The sequence below is a fragment of the Candidatus Moraniibacteriota bacterium genome (genome assembly GCA_016699795.1).
Lineage (GTDB): Bacteria > Patescibacteriota > Minisyncoccia > Moranbacterales.
Genome location: CP065011.1, coordinates 1,150,688 through 1,169,954, shown reverse-complemented (window position 1 = coordinate 1,169,954; position 19,267 = coordinate 1,150,688). Strand labels below are relative to the sequence as shown.

The following is a 19,267-nucleotide window of genomic DNA, read 5'->3' as shown; positions in this document are numbered from 1 at the left end:
CCCCGATAGACAAGGAAAAAGAAAAGATTATAGATTTAATATGTAATAATTTTACATTTTTGTCAAGATATTTTTTTGTATTATATAAAAAAACTATCCTTTTAAAAAGGAAATTTAAGCAGTGTGAATATACTTTTAAGAAATATATAGGGCATTTTTTATTGGTTTTTTTGTGTGAAGATGTTATTTTTAAAAGAGCTGCTTGAAGAGAATAATCTTTTTATTAAAAAGTAAGATTGAATTTTATGAAATTATGAAACGAAGATACTTTTCAGAAAAATTTTCTCCTCTTGTGTGGGAAGATGTTGAATTGGAGATAAAGAAGTTATTAGAACTTCCCATTAAATCAGTAGAGGATCTTATTTATTTTTGGGAAAATGTAAGTGAATTCACTATTATTGTTTCGGATGTTTATGGGGAATTGTATATCAAGATGACGCAATTTTCTGATCAGCCGAAATATGCAAAAGAATTTCATCGTTATATTGATGAAATTGTGGCAAGATGTCAGCCAATAGAATTTCAACTCAAAAAGAAATTTTGTGAAAGTCTTTATTTCTCTCAATTACCAAAAGAATATATTCACTTGGGAAATATATTGAAAAATGATAAAGATATTTTTCGAGAAGAAAACGTCGCTTTTCTTGTGGAAGAAGAAAAATTAACTGCAAAATATGCTGAGATAACATCTAAGATGACTGTTTTATTTGATGGAGAAGAAAAAACAATTCAACAGCTTAATGGGTATCTTGAAAATAAAGATCGAACTATTCGTGAATGTGCTTGGAGGGCAATGTATGAAAGATATATGAGAGATCAGGAACAGCTGGATATTTTATTTGATAATCTTAAAACAATTAGAATTCAAATAGCAAAGAATGCTGGATTTGAAAATTATCGTGATTATGTACATAAGGCTAAGGGACGTTTTTCGTATAGTCCAGGAGACCTTCTTCAATTACATGAATCTGTGTTGCAAGTAGTCGTTCCTTTGGTTTCAGAATTTGACAAAGAAAGAAAAGAAAAATTACAACTTGAAACAGTTCGACCTTGGGATTTAAAAGTGAGTCTTGAGGAGGAGGTTGATAATCCTTTTCATACTCATATCGAATTGGTAGAAAAGAGCATTCGAACGATTGTAAAAGTAGATGAGGGATTTGGAAGAGAATTAGAATCTATGTGGAAACATAATCGAATTGATGCGGAAAATCGAAAAGGGAAAGCTCCGGGTGGTTATTGCTATCCTCTTTATGAGAAAGGATCTTCTTTTATATTTATGCATTCTGTTGGTGTGCGAGGAGATATAGAAACATTAATGCATGAAGCGGGACATGCTATGCATAATATGATGAAAAGGGATGAGAAAATTCTAGAATATCGGGAAGGGCCTAGTGAAGTTGCAGAATTAGCCTCGATGAGTATGGAGCTTTTATCTTTTAAACACAGAGAAGAATTTTATAAATTGAAAGATTTGGAAGGGCTTTATCGAGATGAACTCAAAACAAAAATACAACATCTTCCTTGGGAAATAGTGATAGATGCCTTCCAGCATTGGATTTATCTCAATCCCGAAAGAAATGCGGACGAGCGACGAATATATTTTTCTGAACTTATGGATCGATTTAATGTAGGTGGAGATTGGACTGGTTTAGAGAAAGAAAAGGTAGTGCGATGGATGATGTTATTACATATTTTTGAAATTCCATTTTATTATATCGAATATACTCTAGCACAGTTAGGAGCTTTGGCTATTTGGCGTAACTACAAGAAAGATCCAAAGAAAACAATAGAACAATATAAAAATTTTATGCGTCTTGGATACTCTCAAACAGTATCGGAAATCTATGAGGCCGCTGGTATACGATTTGATTTCTCAAAAGAATATATTCGTGAATTGATGAATTTTGTGAGAGAAGAATTGAAATAATCTAAAATAAAAGGAACTAAAATGTATATTAAAATTGAAAAGTAACGTACAATCTCAAAAAAGGGGGATAAAAGTAATTTTTTTCAAATCTTTTGGCTAAGTGACTTTTATAGGAGTGGTGGTGTATTAAGAATGGTATTTTTAAGGAAAAATTATGATAATAGAAAATATTGGGGATAAATCAATTGAACTTCATAAAAAACATCATGGGAAAATTTCTGTTGAAAGTAGTGTTCCTTTGGAAACTCGAGAAGATCTTGCGCTAGCGTATACTCCTGGTGTGGCAGAAGTATGCCGTGTGATTGATAAAGATCCAGAGAGAGCTAAAGAACTTACTTTTAAACATAATTCCATTGCTGTCGTTTCTGATGGTTCTGCAATTTTAGGATTAGGAAATCTTGGTGCTTTGGCCGCGCTTCCTGTTATGGAGGGGAAAGCAGCTTTATTTAAAAGATTTGGAGATATTAATGCTGTGCCAATTGTTCTTAATACACAGAATGTGGATGAAATTGTGTCTATTATTAAGGCAATTGCTCCAACATTCGGAGGAATAAATCTCGAAGACATTTCAGCACCTCGTTGTTTCGAGATAGAATCAAGACTTACGAAAGAATTGGATATTCCAGTGATGCATGATGATCAACACGGAACAGCCATCGTCGTTTTGGCTGGGCTTCTAAATGCTTTAAAGTTCCGAGGCTTAGATAAAAAAACAGCTAAAATTTTGGTAAATGGTGCAGGCTCTGCTGGCGTGGCTATTGTAAAATTATTACTTTTGGATGGATTTGAAAATATTATTGTTTCCGACAGTAGAGGAGCACTTTATCCTGGACGGATAGATATGAATAGTGAAAAAGAAAAACTTTCTATTCTTACAAATATTGCATGCCGAATAGATATTGATGACCCGCGTTGTATCACGGGGGGATTAGAAGCTGGAATTCAAGATGCGGATGTTTTTATAGGTGTGAGTCTTGGAGGTGTTTTGACAAAAGATTTGATTCGACGTATGCATCCAAATCCTATTATTTTTGCACTTGCCAATCCTACGCCTGAAATCTTGCCAGAGGATGCTTTAGCAGCTGGGGCGAGCGTGGTTGCTACGGGAAGGAGTGATTTTCCCAATCAAATTAATAACGTCCTCGTTTTCCCAGGACTTTTTCGTGGGGCGTTGGATCACAAAATAATTCAATTTAACGATGAAATATTTCTTCGAGCGGCCTATAATCTCGCTGGTTGTGTACAAGAAATTACAGCGGAAAATATTATTCCAGAACCTTTTGACAGAAATGTTCTTAGAGCGGTTTCTGATGCGGTGAGAATGTAGTTTTTTGTATTAATTATTTATTAAAAAATCAAATAAAAATATAATGAGATTTCTTGGAGAAAGAGGGGCTAGTTTTTCGTAGTGAAAAAATGTCTTGACTATATGATACTATCTATAGAGTTTACGAAAAAATATAGTAAAGTGTCCAAGCTATTGGGCTATTACGAAAACATTAACTTTATTATTAAAGTGTGGTATTCTTTTCCTCCCTAAAGAAGTGGAGTTTTTTATGAAGGAAAGTGATCATGACAATTATCTTTCGGAGGGGTACCTCCAATTTATTAGAGGATGGCTCATTGCCAGGAGGGAATCGAAAGAACAGATCCTGAAAACTGGTGGGTCTCGATCTTTGGGGCATTCTCGTTCCGACATTGTTCGGATTGATTTTGCTCTCAAAAGGATTGAACAGGGACAATTTGGTATTTGCGCTCATTGTGGCACGATTATCGAACAGAAAAGGATTGAGATTATCCCCGAAACTCCTTTTTACTCCTTCTGTGTGAAGGAAATTAGTGAATAGTTGGGGAAAATGGCTGAATATCTTCGGATAATTCAGCCTCTTTTTTTATATAATGTTTCGTGAGAAAAGAAAGTTCATTTTCTTCGAGATCTTCTTGTTCATCAAAAGGAAGGGCATCTTTATGAAAACGAATGGTTATCATTTTTATATTGCTCAAACTAAGATGACCTTCTATTTTACAAAAAAGATGAGAATTTTTTGGTTTTGTTTCCCAAAGAGGAGAATCTTTTTGAAGAGAAGATTGTTTGACTGAACTAGATGTGAAGGAGAGGACAAATTTCATACCACGAGAAATATCTTGAGAAAAACCCTCTTGTAAAGCTGTGCGTATTCCCTCTCCAAAAGACATCGAGCAAGTATTGGCCTCTTCTTGGGTAGGTATTCTGAATGTTTTATATTGCTCTTCTAAAAGCTTTTCAATATCAGAAAAATTAAGACTCCTACATAAAAGAGAAGAATCTTGAGTTATAGCAAGAACATCTCTTTGATTGGCTTTGTTGAAATTGTGATCGCGAAGAAAATTTTCTATTTTTTCAGAAGGAGAAAAAAATTCTTGATTGTTCTTTTCAGAAGAATTACTTGAAGGAATGAAAGCTTTTTCAAACATAGAGTAGATAAAATATTAGATACGAACACAATCATAGCACATAGCTGCAATTTTTTCTTTTTATTTATTTTTAGAAATAAATAATTTATTCTAAACTCGCCAACTCTATTAGAAATAATATATTTTATCAAATTATTTTTTAGTTTCTTTTTTAGTTTACGGAGCTACTTCTTCGTATTTTGCACATTGAGGAGCTTTGCATTCTTTAGTTTGATTTGGAGGAGATGTGCAGCTATTCCCCTGACAGGTCCATGTCCATTCCCCAGAAGCATATTTTGGTTTCCCCCCAATCGCAAAAGTATTTCCTGTGCCACAAAGCTGACCTGCATCATATTCACTCACATTTCCTTTAAGACAAGATATGTCTGCTTTACAAGAAACTTGACTAACATCATCTCTTTTTGCTATACAACCCCCCGGCGCTTTCGTGCCGTCATTTTCACCTAGACAGTCCCAAGTTTCCACACCTCCCTGAACAGGAAAGTCTGGTAGTGGTGAAGGAGGGCTTAATGTTCCAAGTGCACAAAATGTTCCCCCACCAGGATATGTATTAGTAGAACAAGAATAATTGTCTGAATTCGTTCCACATTTTCCATTTATTGCTTCTGGAGGACTTATAGATTTATTTGCTGAACAGGGAGGAAGAGAATTAGGCCCTCCATTTGAACCTGCACAAACCCAACTGAAAGTAGATCCTACTAATTTAAATCCTGTTACTGATCCCCGAGAACACATATTAGGAGAGGTAGGGGTTAACGTTTCAAATGAGTTCCCGCTAGCAGATCCACACACACCTTGAAGTCCGCGATACGCAGTGCAAAAGGTTTTGTCACACGTCCAAGAAACAGAACCTCCTTGAACATTTGGAAAAATTGGTTTTACAGGACTAGCTGTTCCTGAACTACAGAATTGATCTCTCCCTGGAGCAAATATTGTTTCATAATAGGGATGAGTCCCATTGGCGGAGCCACAAACGCCCACAACATAATCTGCACTACATTGATCTGCTTCTCCGTAGCAATTTCCCGGACAAGACCATGTAAATTTATTACCCTTAAGAGTTATAAGCTCAGTAGTAGGAGAAGAAATAGGAAGAGGGGATGTCGGGAGTCCATTTCTAGGAAGAGGATAGGTATTACATAAATCACTTCCCTTTATTTCAGATTTATCTTGATATTTTCCTCTATCAGCGAGTCCACAAGAGCCGTCCCAAGAGTCCCACTGAGAATCATAAATTCCTTTAATTTTAACGTAAAAATTTATTCCCGTTTTGCCTACAAATTTGGGGCCATATTTTCCATACGTTTCTTGTTCCCACATGCCAACAGGAATGTCAAACTCATTAGGTTTACCATTAGTGCTGTAGCACATATAGTGTACATGAGTATATCCCAAAAGCAGGGCGGGTTCACTAATCACGCTACTTGCATTACTCCAATGAATATTTTGAGTATAGCGAATTATATCACCGCAACCAAAGGCCATGTCGGGACAACTAAGATCTCGTTGTCCTAGTATTAAAGAGCCTCCATGAGCAACATTGCTCAAAGAAAAATTATACTTTATTCCCTCATTATCTTGATATACTGATTTTTCTGTGGAAATCGTAAGGGTATAGCCATAATCTATGAATGTAAAAGCAGGATATGTCCCTGGTGCTCCAGACCATACAATGCCATCAGGTTTACTAAAGAAGGCTGTTTTATGATTTTGGGTACAATCTTCGATTTTCCAGTCTTTTGCTGAATAATACGTCACACACGCCCCGTAGTCTGCAGTTTGTGATGCCGCATCCGCCTCATGAACATTCGTCATCAATCCTACAGAAAAAAACCCCAAGAAGAATAGAAAAGAAACTATTTTTTGCACACTCTTTCTTCCTCCTCTTTTCTTTACTACGAAGAGAATAAGCATAACAAGCAAAAGAAAAACACTAAGAGAAAGAAAAAGAAAAACTGGATTTCTTTCTTCTTCGTTGATTAAAGCTTTTTCTCTTAAATCATTTATTCCTTTCTCTTGTACTTTCAAAAAAGAATAGGTTTTTTGCGCAAGAACATTTCCATTCGCATCTCTCATATCTACTTGAGCTTGGTAAGAAGGACATTCTGCAATTATGGGAATTTGAATGAAAGCTTTGTTTCTATTGAGATTATTTAAAACAGTCTTTGATTCTTGTGTGCAAGGAGTATTCTTTTCATCCAAAAGAAGAATACTTGCTATGATATCTTCTTTTTCTTGAAGTCCTGCTCGAGAACCAAAAAAAGTATCAGCAGATCCAGACCAAAAAAGCTCAACATTTGCTGTTTCTCCTTTTGTGTAAGATTTCTTATCTAAAAGAAGATTACCTATGGTCGCACTCTTTCCCTGTATGACATAGTGACTAATGATTTCATTGGAAGGAATGTTTTCTGTATTTGTAAAACTCAGTTTTGTATCGTAAGCCTGAGGGATGTTTGCCAAAGGAACTTCTAGAGTGAGTGTTTTTGTTTCTCCAGCATTAAGAATAAATTGTTCTTGAGAAGCCGGAATGTCTTCTATGGGTTTTCCGAAACTATTTCGCTCAAATGTTTTGAAAGTAGGAATAAGAGTGAGTTTCTCTTTTGTATTATTCTTTACTCCACAAGTAAGAAGCATGGTTTCTTCTTTTTTTACATCAAGTCCTTGTTCAAGAGTATATTCTTTTCCTGCTTCTCCTTTTACACTAAGTTTGCAACTTTTTCTTTCAATAAATACAAAAGGTTTAGAAGAAGTAAGTGTTATCTTTCCTTCTCCTACTGTATTAAGACTAAGAAGTCTTCCAGAACTATTGGAAGCAAAAAGAGAAAGTGTGTATTCTCCCGAAAGATACTCTGGAGCTGTATAGGTAATTTGTTTTTTAAGGGAAGCATTTTCTCCTAAAGAAATGATTTCAGGATATATTTTTTCATCGAGAGTTGCGAAATAGAAATCATTAGTCGTTCCATCTACAAGACGTATGCTATAACGAACATCAGGTTGTATTCCTAATCCATTCGTAAGAGAAAATTCTATATCAAAAACATTTCCTCTTTGAGAAAGAATACGAGCATCCATAACTTCCGTTGTAGTATCGGGTTTGGAAGCTTTTAATTCTTCTTCTGTTGGTTCTTTAAAGAGTATCTGATCTTTTCTTAATGATTCTTGTGTTTGCTCTTCTGTCTCCTGTGCAAAAATAGGAGAAATCAAAGAGAAAAACAAAAAAAACATTCCGAAAAGAAGTATCGAAATCTTTTTCTCTTTCCATTGCATATATTTATTTTTTTATTGCTTGTTCAATTGAATAAAACTCCTTCTTTTATAGCACAAAAGAGGGCTGGGGGGAAGAGGGAGGAGCTATATTGTTTCAGCATTAGGATTATTTCATATTTTTTCATGAGTAAGAACTTAAAAAGAATAAAGAAGAGTTAAATTATTTTTTTTAAAAAATATATTTTTGACTTGAAAGGAACGCGTGGGAGGATGGATAAAAAGTTTTTTGATTTTTACATTTTCTTTCTTGAGAGTATTATAAAGATAGAATTATAAAAATTAAAAAATATGAAATATCCTTCTTTGTTTTTTTGGATTCTTGTTTCTTTTCTTTTTTTGAGAGTTGAATGTACTGCGAAAGCTCAAGGAAATGATGACCCATATCTCTATGTATATGGTCAGAATATGTATGAAAGAAATGGAATTATACCTATAGCCTCTACGGATGAACCTGTGGTAAATGTAGGAGGAGAGAATATCTCAGGAGAAATAACGGTGGATGTCTATCGATCAAATATTGGAAAAGTCCTTGAATTTCTTCGATATGAGAAAGAAAAAGAGCAAAAATCCTTTATCATCGATCCTTCTCAATTAACAAAAATTATTTCTCTTCCTCATTCAAATGGACGAGTTACTTTGCCCTTAGAGAAAAGTGGAATTTTTTTATTACATATTTATAGTGAAAAGGAATCGTTATATTCTTTTGTTATTCGTTCGACTTTTGGGACAATTGCAAAAGAAGGGGATAATGAATTTATTTTTTGGACACAAGACTTCGAAACGAAACGATCGGTCGCTGGGGCAAATATTCGTGTATATAATTTGCGAGAAAAAGTTTCTGAAAAAGAGCTCGCCTCTAGTGGTGATGATGGTATAGCGATAACTCCTCTTTCTCAGGATTATGATATTGCGGTAGCAGAATATGGTGGATCATACGCAGTGATTCCTCTTAATTTGCGATATCTGAATTATGGTTGGGGGGATTATACTATCTTTGATAAACGTGTTCCTAGTCAAAAATCATTTCTTTTTTTAGATAGACCGATGTATCAACCTGGAGATAAGATTTATTTTAAATCGATACTTCGAGAAGATGATGATGTTCGCTATAGTATTCCCAAAGGATCGGCTCGTGTAGAGTTATATTCTGGTTGGGGAGAAGAGCGAGAGGTTATTTTTACCAAAACATATACTATTTCCGAAAAAGGTTCTTTTGATGGAGAATTTCAAATACCTGAAAGTGTAAAGACTGGTGGATATAATTTGGATGTGTATTTTGAGGGTTCGAATGAGGAAGATTACCCCTCTTCATCTAATTATTTCTCTATAGAATATTACGAAAAACCAGAGTTCGGACTTGATGCTGAACTTGTAACTGAAAAAGAGATTATTTCGGGAGAAGAAATTACTTTGAATGTGAAGGGTTCTTATTTTTCTGGAGAGCCTGTTTCTGGACAAAAGGTTTCTTATAAGGTGTCTCAGAGTGCTTATTATGAATATGATTTTTTTACTGAAGAAGATGATAGTAATAATTTCTATGGATACTATAGTGAAGAAGAGAATCTTTCAGAAGAGATAGTTCTTGATGATAATGGAGAAGGAACTATTTCATTTTTGGCAAAAAATACTCAAAATGCTACAGAAATATATGGAATTGAAATGGTAATGGAGTCAGAAACAGGACAGTCTGTTATAGAAAGAAAAAATGTTCTTGTACGAAGTGCTGACTTTGGAATATATCGAGATAATGAATGGTACGGGAGTCGTGTTGGAGAAAAACAAAAAATAGATATTCAACTCCATGCGTTCAGAGATACTTCTCTTGATGGAAGAGATCTTTCTGTGGATGTTTCCTATTCATGGTGGGAGAAAAATGCTGATAAATATGAGTTCCCAAACGGTTTTGAAAATAAAGAAGGAATATTAGATACCTGGAAAATAAAAACAGATAAAAAAGGGAAAGCTTCTATTGAATTTTCCCCTACCCATGAAGGATCTTATTCTGTTCTTGTTTCGGGAATGGATGATCAAGGAAATGTTGTAGGAAAGAAATTTTATCTTTGGATAGTTGATGAGAATGGATATGATTCTTCCCCGAGTGGTGAGGATTCTCTTCTAAATATATTACTTGAAAAAGAAAAATATAATCCAGGAGAAAAAGCAGAAATAAAACTCGTTTCAGATATTTCCAAAAGAGATGTTTTTGTTACTTTTGAAAGAGAATATGTCCACCGCTATAAAGTACTTTCTCTTTCAGGAAAAGATACTGTATGGGAAGAATCTATCGGGGAACGTGATATGCCTAATATATTTTTAAATGTTTCGAGTTTTAATAATAATTCCCTTGAAGATGTGCAAAAAGAAATTAAAGTCTCTACGGATTCTGAATTGCTTGATATAAGTATTACTCCGGATAAGAATCATTATGAACCCGGGGAAACAGTTACAGTATCTTTGGATGTAAAAAATAAAAAAGGAATTCCTCAAGAAGCAGAAGTTACACTTTGGGCTGTTGATAAGGCAATATTTGAACTTTCTGATGCAAATACTTTAGATATCTCTTCAACATTTTGGGGACTTAGGTGGAATGGTACTGAAGACGCACATTCTCTTGAAGGTATTGGAATTAACACTGCCGAAATGGGGGGATGTTTTTCTGGAGATACACAAATTCTTATGGCGGATGGTTCAGAAAAATCGATAAAAGATGTTCAAATGGGTGAATGGATACAAACAAGAAAAAGTTCGACAGATGCAACGCTCATCTCGGCACAGGTAGAAAAAACGCATCATCAAAAAGTTTCTGGGTATATAACGTTTAATGAGAATCTTCGTGTGACTACAAATCACATTCTCTTTGCTAATGGCATATGGAAACGTGCAGATGAAATACGAAAAGGAGATGTTTTGGTTGATAAAGAAGGAAAAAATGTCGTTGTGGAAACTCTCGATTGGAAACGAGATTCGATGGATGTTTTTAATCTAGAAATCGATACTTATTATTCATATTTTGCGAATGGATTCTGGGTTCATAATGGTAAGGATGGAGGAGATGCACGAACAGTTTTTGAAGATGTGGCTTATTGGAACCCTTCTATTCAAACAGATAAAAATGGAAAAGCTACTGTTTCTTTTGTCGTTCCTGATAATCTCACTACGTGGGTGCTTTCTGCTGTTTCTGCAACGAAAGACGCAAAAGTTGGAAATGCCACAAATGAAATTATTGTATCTAAAAATGTTATTATCCGGCCACAACTTCCAAGAATTCTTTATAAAGGGGATTCCTTGTATCTCACTGCTCTTATTCAAAATTTTAGCGATAAAGAGAGAACATTTCGTGTTAATTTAGATTTTTCCGATGGGGGGGATGTGGAAGAAAGTGAAAAGAAAATTACTTTAGAATCTGAAAAATCACAGAGAGTTTTTTGGAAAATACAACCAAAGAAGGAGAAAGAAAAACATGAAATATCTTTTTCTCTACAAGATATCAATGATGAGTCTGTTCGGGATGTTGTTACGCTTTCCCTTCCTATTATAAAACAGGGATTTTGGGATCAGCAGGCTTTTGGAGGAGAAGGGGAGAAAGAATATACTTTTAGTCTTCATAACGATAGCTATCTTGAAAAATCTTTGTTTGAATTAAATATTTCTTCTACATTGGTAGGTTCTCTTCCTTCAGCTATGAAATATTTAGTCGATTATCCTTATGGTTGTGTGGAACAAACAACGAGTCGATTTGTTCCTACTGTTATTGCCAAAGAAAACTCTGATTTTTATAAGGAAATTTTGGAAGATAAAAATATTTCTAAAATGTTGGAAGAAGGCGTGAAACGTCTTTTAAATATGCAAAATGAAGATGGAGGCTGGAACTGGTGGGGTAATTATGGAGAGTCAGATATTTTTGTGAGTGTTTATGTCACAGAATATCTTCTTCGAGCTCAAAAGAGTGGTTTTCCTGTTGATGAAGTTGTCCTTGATATAGCTAGGAGATTTTTCCAAGAACAGAGTGTGGAAATGAGTGAAGATAATTATGATAAGACTGTTTTGGCTCTCTACGGAAGATCACTTTTTGAGAAAAATACAACAAAAGAAAAGATTAATTTTTTTCCTTCCCAGGCAACGCCAGATATACTTTCTTATGCTGTTATGACTAATATTCGAAATGGATATACCGATACTTCTGAAAATGGAATAGATATCTTACAGGCAAGACTTCAAAAGGAAGGCGATGCTTTTTATTTTCCTACTGGAAATAAGGATCACTTTGGCTCAGTATTTGCTTCTACAGGAATGGGACTTCGAGCTTTGGTAATGGGTGGTGGTGACCGTGAAATGATTGTGGGTATAGTGAGGTATCTTACAAGAAATAGAACGGAACAACATTGGCATAATACTTTTGCTACGGCACAAGTTATTCAAGGACTTACAGAATATGCTCGATTGGAAAGACAAGATCAAAAACCCTCTTCATACTCAGTTTTTCTTGCTGATAAAGAAGTTGCACGAGGATATTTTGATGCGAAGAATCAATTTGACACTATCGCACTTCCTCTTTCTGAATCGGACAAAAATGGAAATATCAAGGCAAGAATTACTTCAGATCAGGGAAATATTTTTTCTACTCTTTTGATTCGAGAATATCGAACGAATATGGAAGAATCACAAGAATCGCAAGGATTAACCATCACTCGATCATATAAAAATACGAAAGGAGAAAAATATTCTTTTGGAGTAGGAGATAGTATTGATATTGTCTTTGAAGTAACGGGTATTCGACCAGAATCACAATATATTGTATTAGAGGATCAACTTCCTTCGGGAATGGTTCCGGTGAATACGAAGATGAAAAATGAGCAAATGTCTCAAGGTAATTATAGTGGTTGGGAAGATTCTTATTGGCAAGTACAAAAAGAATATACAAAAAATGGAGTTATCTTTTCCGACCAAGGAGTCTCAGACTCAGATATAAGAAGGTATTCTTATAAGGCACGAGTGACTCATGCTGGAACGTTTTTCGCACCTCCAGCGACTGTATCGCTTATGTATGAACCCAAAGTATATGGAAGAACTGCTGTTGAGAAGTTAGATTTGGCTAAAGAATCTGAATATTTTATTCATCAAGAAAAAGATAAACAACAAAAAAACTTATCCAGTATTTTTAAAAATATTGTTTCAATGATATTGTTTCTTATTGGAGCTATTTCTGTTGGTTTTGGTATAAAAGCGATAATTCTTTCCTTAAATAAGGGAAAAAAAGAAGAATTCGAAAATGAAAAAGAGAATAATAACATAACAGAAGATAACTCGAACACTGAAAATAACGTAGGAAATGAAGAAAAAATGGATGAAAAAAAGAATAATACGAATGAATAAAAATATTGCGTTTGGGATAACCATTACTTTGTTATTATGTGGTGTTACGGTGGGGATTTTCTTCTACAAGAACACTAATTCTTTGTCTGTTGCATCTGAAAAAGAAAGTTTTTCGAACAATGAAGAAATGGTATGTCAAAATGGTCTACACACAAATCGATTTTTTGATGAGGATCTCTTTTTTCGTACCAAAAACGAAAAAACAGGAAAAAAATATGCAAATGAAAATGTTGGTGGTGTAATTATCCCTCATCATTTATTGGCTAGTCGTATTATTGCTGGAACTCTAGAGTCAATTTCCTCGGATAGTATCGAAACGGTTTTTGTAATAGGTCCCGATCATTATCGAAAAGGAAAAACGTTTTTTACTACAAGTCTTTATAATTGGGAAACTTCTTTGGGTACTTTTGGTTGTGAAGGACAAAAAATCCATTCGCTTTTACAAAATTCTTTTGTAAAAAATAATCCTCAGGTATTAGAAGGAGAGCATTCTATTTCTGGAATTCTTCCTCATGTTAAGTTTTTTTTCCCGAATGCTCGAGTAGTTCCTATTTTGGTGAGAATGGATACAGAGAATGAAATGGTGGAAACTATGAGTCAGATTCTTTCGAATTTTTCGGACAAAAAAGGAAAGAATTTATTTATAGCTTCTCTTGATTTCTCGCATTATCTTTCAAATAAGGAAGCAAAAATTCGAAATAAAGAAACTTTGAAAGCTATGCAATCATATGATTATACGAGTATTCGATCATTCGATGATAAAAATGTGGATTCTCCTGAAACGTTAGAAATTTTTCTTCGAACGATGGAAAAAACAGGCTTTAATAAACTCCATGTTTTGTATGATACAGACTCGGGTGTGCTCACAGGAAAGCCATTCGAACAAACAACAAGTTATTTTGGTATAGTAGCGACACTTCCTTATGAAGAAAAATAAACAGTATTTAAAATTTATTCTCATTCTTTCTTTTTTGGGATTCTTTTTATTTCTTTTGGGAAAAAACATTTTTCCTATCGAAAAGGAAAGTGATGGAAAAAAATTAGTTTTATCTGAAGAAATAAAAGACCAAGTTTTTCAAGAAGAAAAAGAACTCTCTAAAAAAGCATCGGTGCTTTTTGTAGGAGATGTGATGTTAGATCGGTATATCCGAACGGTTGCAAAGAAAAATGGCTATGATTTTCTTCTTCAAGATAGTCAAAATATTCTTCAAAAAAGTGATGCTGTGGTAATGAATCTGGAAGGTCCTATAACAGAGAATCCTTCTCGATCAGAAAAAAGTGCCATAGGTTCTCGAGATAATTATTATTTCACTTTTGATCCAATGAGTGTCTCTTTTCTTTTAAAATATAATATGCGAATTGCTCATTTGGGGAACAATCATATAGGAAATTTTGGTAATGAGGGTATTCGTTCGACGCAAAATTATTTGGAAAAAAACTCTTTGGATTATTTCGGTGCTCTTGATGAAATTGCTGGAAAAACCACGTTTCGAAAAAATATACAAGGAGTAATGTTATCGTTTGTAAGTTATAATCAGTTTTCATCTTTTTCTTTGCAGGAAACATTATTTCACATAAGAGAAGAAAGAAAGCAATCTGATTTTGTTATTGTTTATACTCATTGGGGAGAAGAGTATAAAACAATTTCCAATCAGAAACAAAAAGAATTTGCGCATGCATTTATTGATGAGGGTGCAGATTTGATAATAGGATCACATCCTCACGTAATTCAAGAAAAAGAAGTATATAAAGGAAAAACTATTTATTATTCTTTAGGAAATTTTATTTTTGATCAGTATTTTGACACTTCTGTAAAAAAAGGACTTGTCGTTAATGTGATGTTTGATAAAGAAAAAAAATCTATAGAAATAAAAGAATTTCCAGTGAGTATGAAAGAAACGGGTGTGACGAGTTTATAAAGAAATTTGTGGTATACTTGTGATGTGGGTGAAGAAATCTTTTGAGAATTCTTTTTGGTTGATAGTGTTTTGTATGAGAAATAAATGGAGTATTAAAAAATAATAAGAAAAATGGGTATGAAACAAAATATAGGAAATGTTGATAAAATTGTTCGCGGAATAGGCGCTCTTATCCTTGCTTATTTGGGTTACGCTGTAAGCCCTTGGTTCTATATATTTGCTGGAATGCTTTTATTGACGGTTTTCTTTGGTTATTGCGGGTTATATTCACTTTTGGGAATTCAGACATGTCCTTTGAAGAAAAAATAAGAAAGGAATTGAAATTGCTTTTATAGAAAGTAAAGATGGAAAATAGCCAGACTTTTTTACGTTTTTTACCAAAAAGAAAGAATTTTCAGGGGATAAAATAATGAAATAAGGTTTATTTTTAATACTATTTTCGATTCCCTTGACTTTTTAAAAAAAATGTGATAATTTTGTTCAACTTGGTGATGAATCCGAAGAAGGCAAGCTTATTTCGATGTTCATCTTCAGAAACACTCGAAATAATTATTTGTTTTCTTAGTATTCATATTTATGACTTTTCAAAAAAATAATCGACCAAAATTTGGTCGTAGTGCTTTTGGTTCTGATAGAAGAAGACCGACTACTCGAAGTAGAGGACCAAAGAAAGAGAATATACATCCAACAAGATTTATTCAGCCAGCAATCATTTCGGCTGAAGATATCTATAAACCAAAAAACGCTTTTAGTGATTTTTTTGTAGATTCTTTGCTTAAAAGAAATATCGAGAAGAAAGGGTTTCAAAATCCTTCTCCGATACAAGACCAAACTATTCCTCTAGCTTTGGAAGGAAGAGATGTTATTGGACTTGCTAATACAGGAACAGGAAAGACTTTGGCATTTGCTATTCCTATCATTCACAGACTTTTGTCTGACCCTCGAGCACATGCTTTGATTATGGCTCCGACAAGAGAATTGGCAGAACAGATTTTTCTTGAAATGAGAACCCTTTCTCAAGGAGGAAATATTCCTTGGGCTCTTCTTATAGGAGGAACGCCTATGAGACAACAATTTAAAGATTTATCCCATCGACCACGAATGGTTGTGGGAACTCCTGGACGAATCAAAGATCATATTGAAAGAGAAACACTTCGATTGAATTTTTTCAACCATATCGTTCTTGATGAAGTTGATCGTATGCTCGATATGGGTTTCGTAGAAGATATGAGAGATATACTTTCACGAAGTTCAAAAGAGAGACAATCATTTTTCTTTTCTGCAACTTTGGATGATAAAGCTCGAAATCTTATTAATGAATTTTCAAAGAATCCAGTAACTATTTCTGTAACGAAAGGAAAAACGAGTGAAAATATTCATCAAAATATTGTAAAATACGTTTCTCGACAAGAAAAAATTGAGAAACTTCACCAACTTCTTATAGAGAAGCGTGACGAAAAAATATTAATCTTTGATGAAACAAAGCGAGGCGTTGATGCTTTGAGCAAAGAACTTCAAGATCGAGGATTCTATGCAGAAGCTACACATGGAGATAAAACACAGGGACAACGTCAGCGAGTTCTTGCTAAGTTCCGATCTGGTTATATAAAAATTCTCGTAGCTACTGATGTAGCAGCTCGTGGTATTGATGTCGCTGATATAACTCACGTTATCAATTATTCAACACCACAAAGCTATTCTGATTATATTCATAGAATAGGACGTGCTGGACGCGCTGGACGCGTAGGATATGCCTTGACTTTTGTAGAGAACTTTCGTTAGAAAGAAAAAAAAAGAATCTTTCATTTTTCCTTAAAATTTGACCGAACTTTTTATGAAAGGTACTATAAAGCTATAGCCATTTGAATTTTTGTTTATGAATCAATTCATCGATAAACTTCTGAGAAAAACATTGTGGTTATGGCTTCCTTTTGTAGCCTTTTACCGCTTGTGGAAAGAAGTCCTCTCTAAATTACAAGAGTGGGACAATGAACGTCAAAAAAAATAAAGAAAATATTAACAGACTTACTTTTTTTCAAAAACTCCCGATGTATTTTCGGGAGTTTTTTTTGATTCTATTTTTTATAAAGAAATAATTATCAAGAAAGAATATTTTTTAAGAGTTGTTCTGTGTTTTCGGGCATGCGAACAGTCTATGCGTTATGAGAATAATGGAAAACAAGACTGAAATTTTTTCAAAAAGAAAAAATAGAATGTATCTTCACCATAGGAATTAAAATTCAAAACACGGTTAAGTTCTTTTTTTATGTAAGCTAGAGAGGAAAAATTATTTCGAAGTTTCATATATAATATATTCAGCTACGTTTAGAAACTTGTTAGAGAAAATAAAAATACCAGCCGGAGAGCTGGTATTTTTATTCTCAAGGAATAATACAAATAAAGAAAAACTTTATTTGATAATTTCTTGTACAAGTGTTTTAAACATTTCAGGATTTTCTACAGCCATCTGAGAAAGAACTTTTCGATCAAGTTCATTTTTCTTTTCTTTCTGCATATTAATAAATTGGCTGTACTTTACTCCAAGTTCTCTCAAAGCGATATTGAGTCGAGTAATCCAAAGTCGTCGCATAGTTCGCTTTTTGGCTCGACGATCACGATAAGCATATTTTCCTGCTTTAAGAACAGCTTCTTTTGCTGCTCGGTAATGAGACTTTCGTCTCCATTTGAAACCTTTCGTAAGTTTCAGAACATTCTTTCTTCTTTTGGATGCGGCAACTCCGCGTTTTACTCGGCTCATAGTACTTCAAATTCGCTATCGATTAGGCAACTGATTCTTAATTAGAGAGGGCTCGAAGAACATTTGCTCGATCTGCTCCTTTGAGAAATTGAGCTCTTTTCTTCTTTCTTCCGAATGCACCTGTTTCTTTGCTATTGGCATGATTTTGCTTAGAAAACTGACGCTTTACTTTTCCTGTTTTGGTTACAGAGAATTTTTTCGAAACGGATTTACGGGTTTTGAGTTTCATAGACAATATTATTTTTCTACAGATGAATCAGCTTTTATTCTTCGGAAGCAATAACAACATGGAATCCTCCAGGAAACCTTTTGATATCTTCTTCTATTTTGTGGGGGATGTCAAGAGTAGATATAAATTCTTTAAGGTTATCACGAGCCATATCTTGATGAGCCTTTTCTCGACCTCGAAGTCGAATTTCAATTTTAACTTTATATCCTTTATCAAGAAATTTTTCTGTTTGCTTCTTTTTGAATTCGAGATCATGAGTGTCTGTTCGAAATCCTATACGAAGACCTTTCGTTCCTGTCTTTCTTTGATGCGTTTTTTGCTGTTGTTCTTTTTTGGCTTGTTGGTATTGAAATTTTCCAAAATCCAAAATACGACATACAGGAGGAACGGCTTTAGGGGCAACCTCAACTAAATCAAACTCTCTTTCTTTTGCCATAGTAAGAGCGTCTCTGATGTCCATTTCTCCAATTTGATTGTTATTTTCGTCAATAACAAAAACTCTCGATGTCTTTATTTGCTCATTGGAGCGATATCGGGGAACCTCGACTTTAAATTTTTTTGGCCGTCGAAATCGTCTTCTCATGGTATTTTTTTCCTTTGGAGAAAGGATTTTATATATTATGTGGAGCTGATGGGATTGATCCCATGTCCGGTAACGTAAATATCAAAGTTTCTCCGAACGCAGTCTTTCTTAACGAGAATCCGTGCAATACGGAATCTCGATTACGGTAGATATATCTTGGAGAAAGACAGAAAAAATATAGCTATCGCCTCACAATATCTTATTTTTCTTTTGTGAGAAAAAAGAAAAACCAGTCTCATATATATGACACCGAAAATTTGTTATGAGACACTCACAAATTTCGATGGCTTTGGCAATTTAGGCTAAAGCTGGGGCAAAAGAAGGATTAAATGCTTTCGCAATAGCTTCTTTAGCCTTGTTGAATACGGTTGCACGTATGTTTTCACGATCAGTTTATCGATATAATCGTGATAGATCGGTTCGCTTCTTTGACAAAGATCATTCCGTCAAGTCTAACAGCCCCTTGAGAAAGAAGAGTTTTTGCACTCATCTTTGCCTGAATATAACGAAAAATAGAGAGAATGTCAAATTTTATTTCACTACGTTCAACAATTAATTGTAATACTCATAGAATTTAAATGAGAAAACTTCATTTTTAAAAAAAAGAAACCCCCAAAAGTTCTTTTTGTTAACTTTTTGGGGGTGGGGGATAGAGTTCATAAGAACCTTTTCATGTGCGTTTTGAAAATTGGAGAGTTTTCCATATAGTAGCCAATGCTGAAGATGCTACTCTTGGAATCTCAGCAATATTCATAGG

The 19,267-nt window shown here is 34.2% G+C and carries 13 protein-coding genes and 1 other RNA gene; 8 read left to right on the top strand and 6 right to left on the bottom strand.

The window, feature by feature from the left end:
- Positions 1-253: 253 nt before the first annotated feature.
- From IPN70_05420 to IPN70_05410, 3 genes are all read left to right on the top strand, one after another.
- On the top strand, positions 254-1,927 hold the full coding sequence (locus IPN70_05420; protein ID QQS61294.1) for a M3 family oligoendopeptidase: 1,674 nt from the start codon (positions 254-256) through the stop codon (positions 1,925-1,927).
- Positions 1,928-2,081: 154 nt separating this feature from the next.
- Positions 2,082-3,254, top strand: coding sequence for an NADP-dependent malic enzyme (locus tag IPN70_05415; protein QQS61293.1), 1,173 nt, complete (start codon positions 2,082-2,084; stop codon positions 3,252-3,254).
- Positions 3,255-3,483: 229 nt separating this feature from the next.
- Positions 3,484-3,774: a hypothetical protein gene (locus IPN70_05410; GenBank protein QQS61292.1), complete on the top strand. Its 291-nt coding sequence runs from the start codon at positions 3,484-3,486 to the stop codon at positions 3,772-3,774.
- On the opposite strand, the gene IPN70_05405 is transcribed toward IPN70_05410, so the two are convergent.
- Together IPN70_05405 and IPN70_05400 are read right to left on the bottom strand one after the other, a co-directional pair.
- A complete protein-coding gene (locus tag IPN70_05405; GenBank protein QQS61291.1) occupies positions 3,764-4,381 on the bottom strand; it encodes a hypothetical protein in 618 nt (205 codons plus the stop codon). The genes IPN70_05410 and IPN70_05405 overlap by 11 nt on opposite strands.
- Before the next feature lie 156 nt (positions 4,382-4,537).
- Entirely contained in the window at positions 4,538-7,648 is a 3,111-nt protein-coding gene (locus IPN70_05400; protein QQS61290.1) for a hypothetical protein, read from the bottom strand.
- A gap of 288 nt (positions 7,649-7,936) precedes the next feature.
- Here IPN70_05400 and IPN70_05395 point away from each other — a divergent pair, with 288 nt between their 5' ends.
- From IPN70_05395 to IPN70_05375, 5 genes are all read left to right on the top strand, one after another.
- Positions 7,937-13,021 carry a hypothetical protein gene (locus tag IPN70_05395; protein ID QQS61289.1) on the top strand — a complete coding sequence of 1,695 codons (5,085 nt, stop codon included), beginning with the start codon at positions 7,937-7,939 and terminating at the stop codon, positions 13,019-13,021.
- Positions 12,993-13,958, top strand: coding sequence for an AmmeMemoRadiSam system protein B (gene amrB / locus IPN70_05390; GenBank protein ID QQS61288.1), 966 nt, complete (start codon positions 12,993-12,995; stop codon positions 13,956-13,958). The genes IPN70_05395 and amrB overlap by 29 nt, the downstream gene beginning before the upstream one ends.
- Entirely contained in the window at positions 13,945-14,940 is a 996-nt protein-coding gene (locus IPN70_05385) for a CapA family protein (protein QQS61287.1), read from the top strand. The genes amrB and IPN70_05385 overlap by 14 nt, the downstream gene beginning before the upstream one ends.
- Before the next feature lie 117 nt (positions 14,941-15,057).
- Positions 15,058-15,249, top strand: a complete 192-nt coding sequence (locus tag IPN70_05380; GenBank protein ID QQS61286.1) for a DUF2892 domain-containing protein — start codon at positions 15,058-15,060, stop codon at positions 15,247-15,249.
- Between the two features lie 267 nt (positions 15,250-15,516).
- Positions 15,517-16,722 (top strand): DEAD/DEAH box helicase, encoded by a 1,206-nt coding sequence (locus IPN70_05375; GenBank protein QQS61285.1) that lies wholly within the window; start codon positions 15,517-15,519, stop codon positions 16,720-16,722.
- Between the two features lie 628 nt (positions 16,723-17,350).
- Here IPN70_05375 and rplT read toward each other — a convergent pair.
- The 4 genes from rplT to ssrA form a co-directional block, all read right to left on the bottom strand.
- Positions 17,351-17,698, bottom strand: a complete 348-nt coding sequence (gene rplT / locus IPN70_05370; GenBank protein ID QQS61284.1) for a 50S ribosomal protein L20 — start codon at positions 17,696-17,698, stop codon at positions 17,351-17,353.
- A 37-nt stretch (positions 17,699-17,735) separates the two neighbouring features.
- Positions 17,736-17,927, bottom strand: a complete 192-nt coding sequence (locus tag IPN70_05365; GenBank protein ID QQS61283.1) for a 50S ribosomal protein L35 — start codon at positions 17,925-17,927, stop codon at positions 17,736-17,738.
- 34 nt (positions 17,928-17,961) lie between these two features.
- Complete coding sequence (locus IPN70_05360) at positions 17,962-18,510, bottom strand: translation initiation factor IF-3 (protein ID QQS61282.1); 549 nt, start codon at positions 18,508-18,510, stop codon at positions 17,962-17,964.
- A gap of 37 nt (positions 18,511-18,547) precedes the next feature.
- Positions 18,548-18,973, bottom strand: a transfer-messenger RNA (tmRNA) gene (gene ssrA / locus IPN70_05355).
- Between the last annotated feature and the right edge of the window lie 294 nt (positions 18,974-19,267).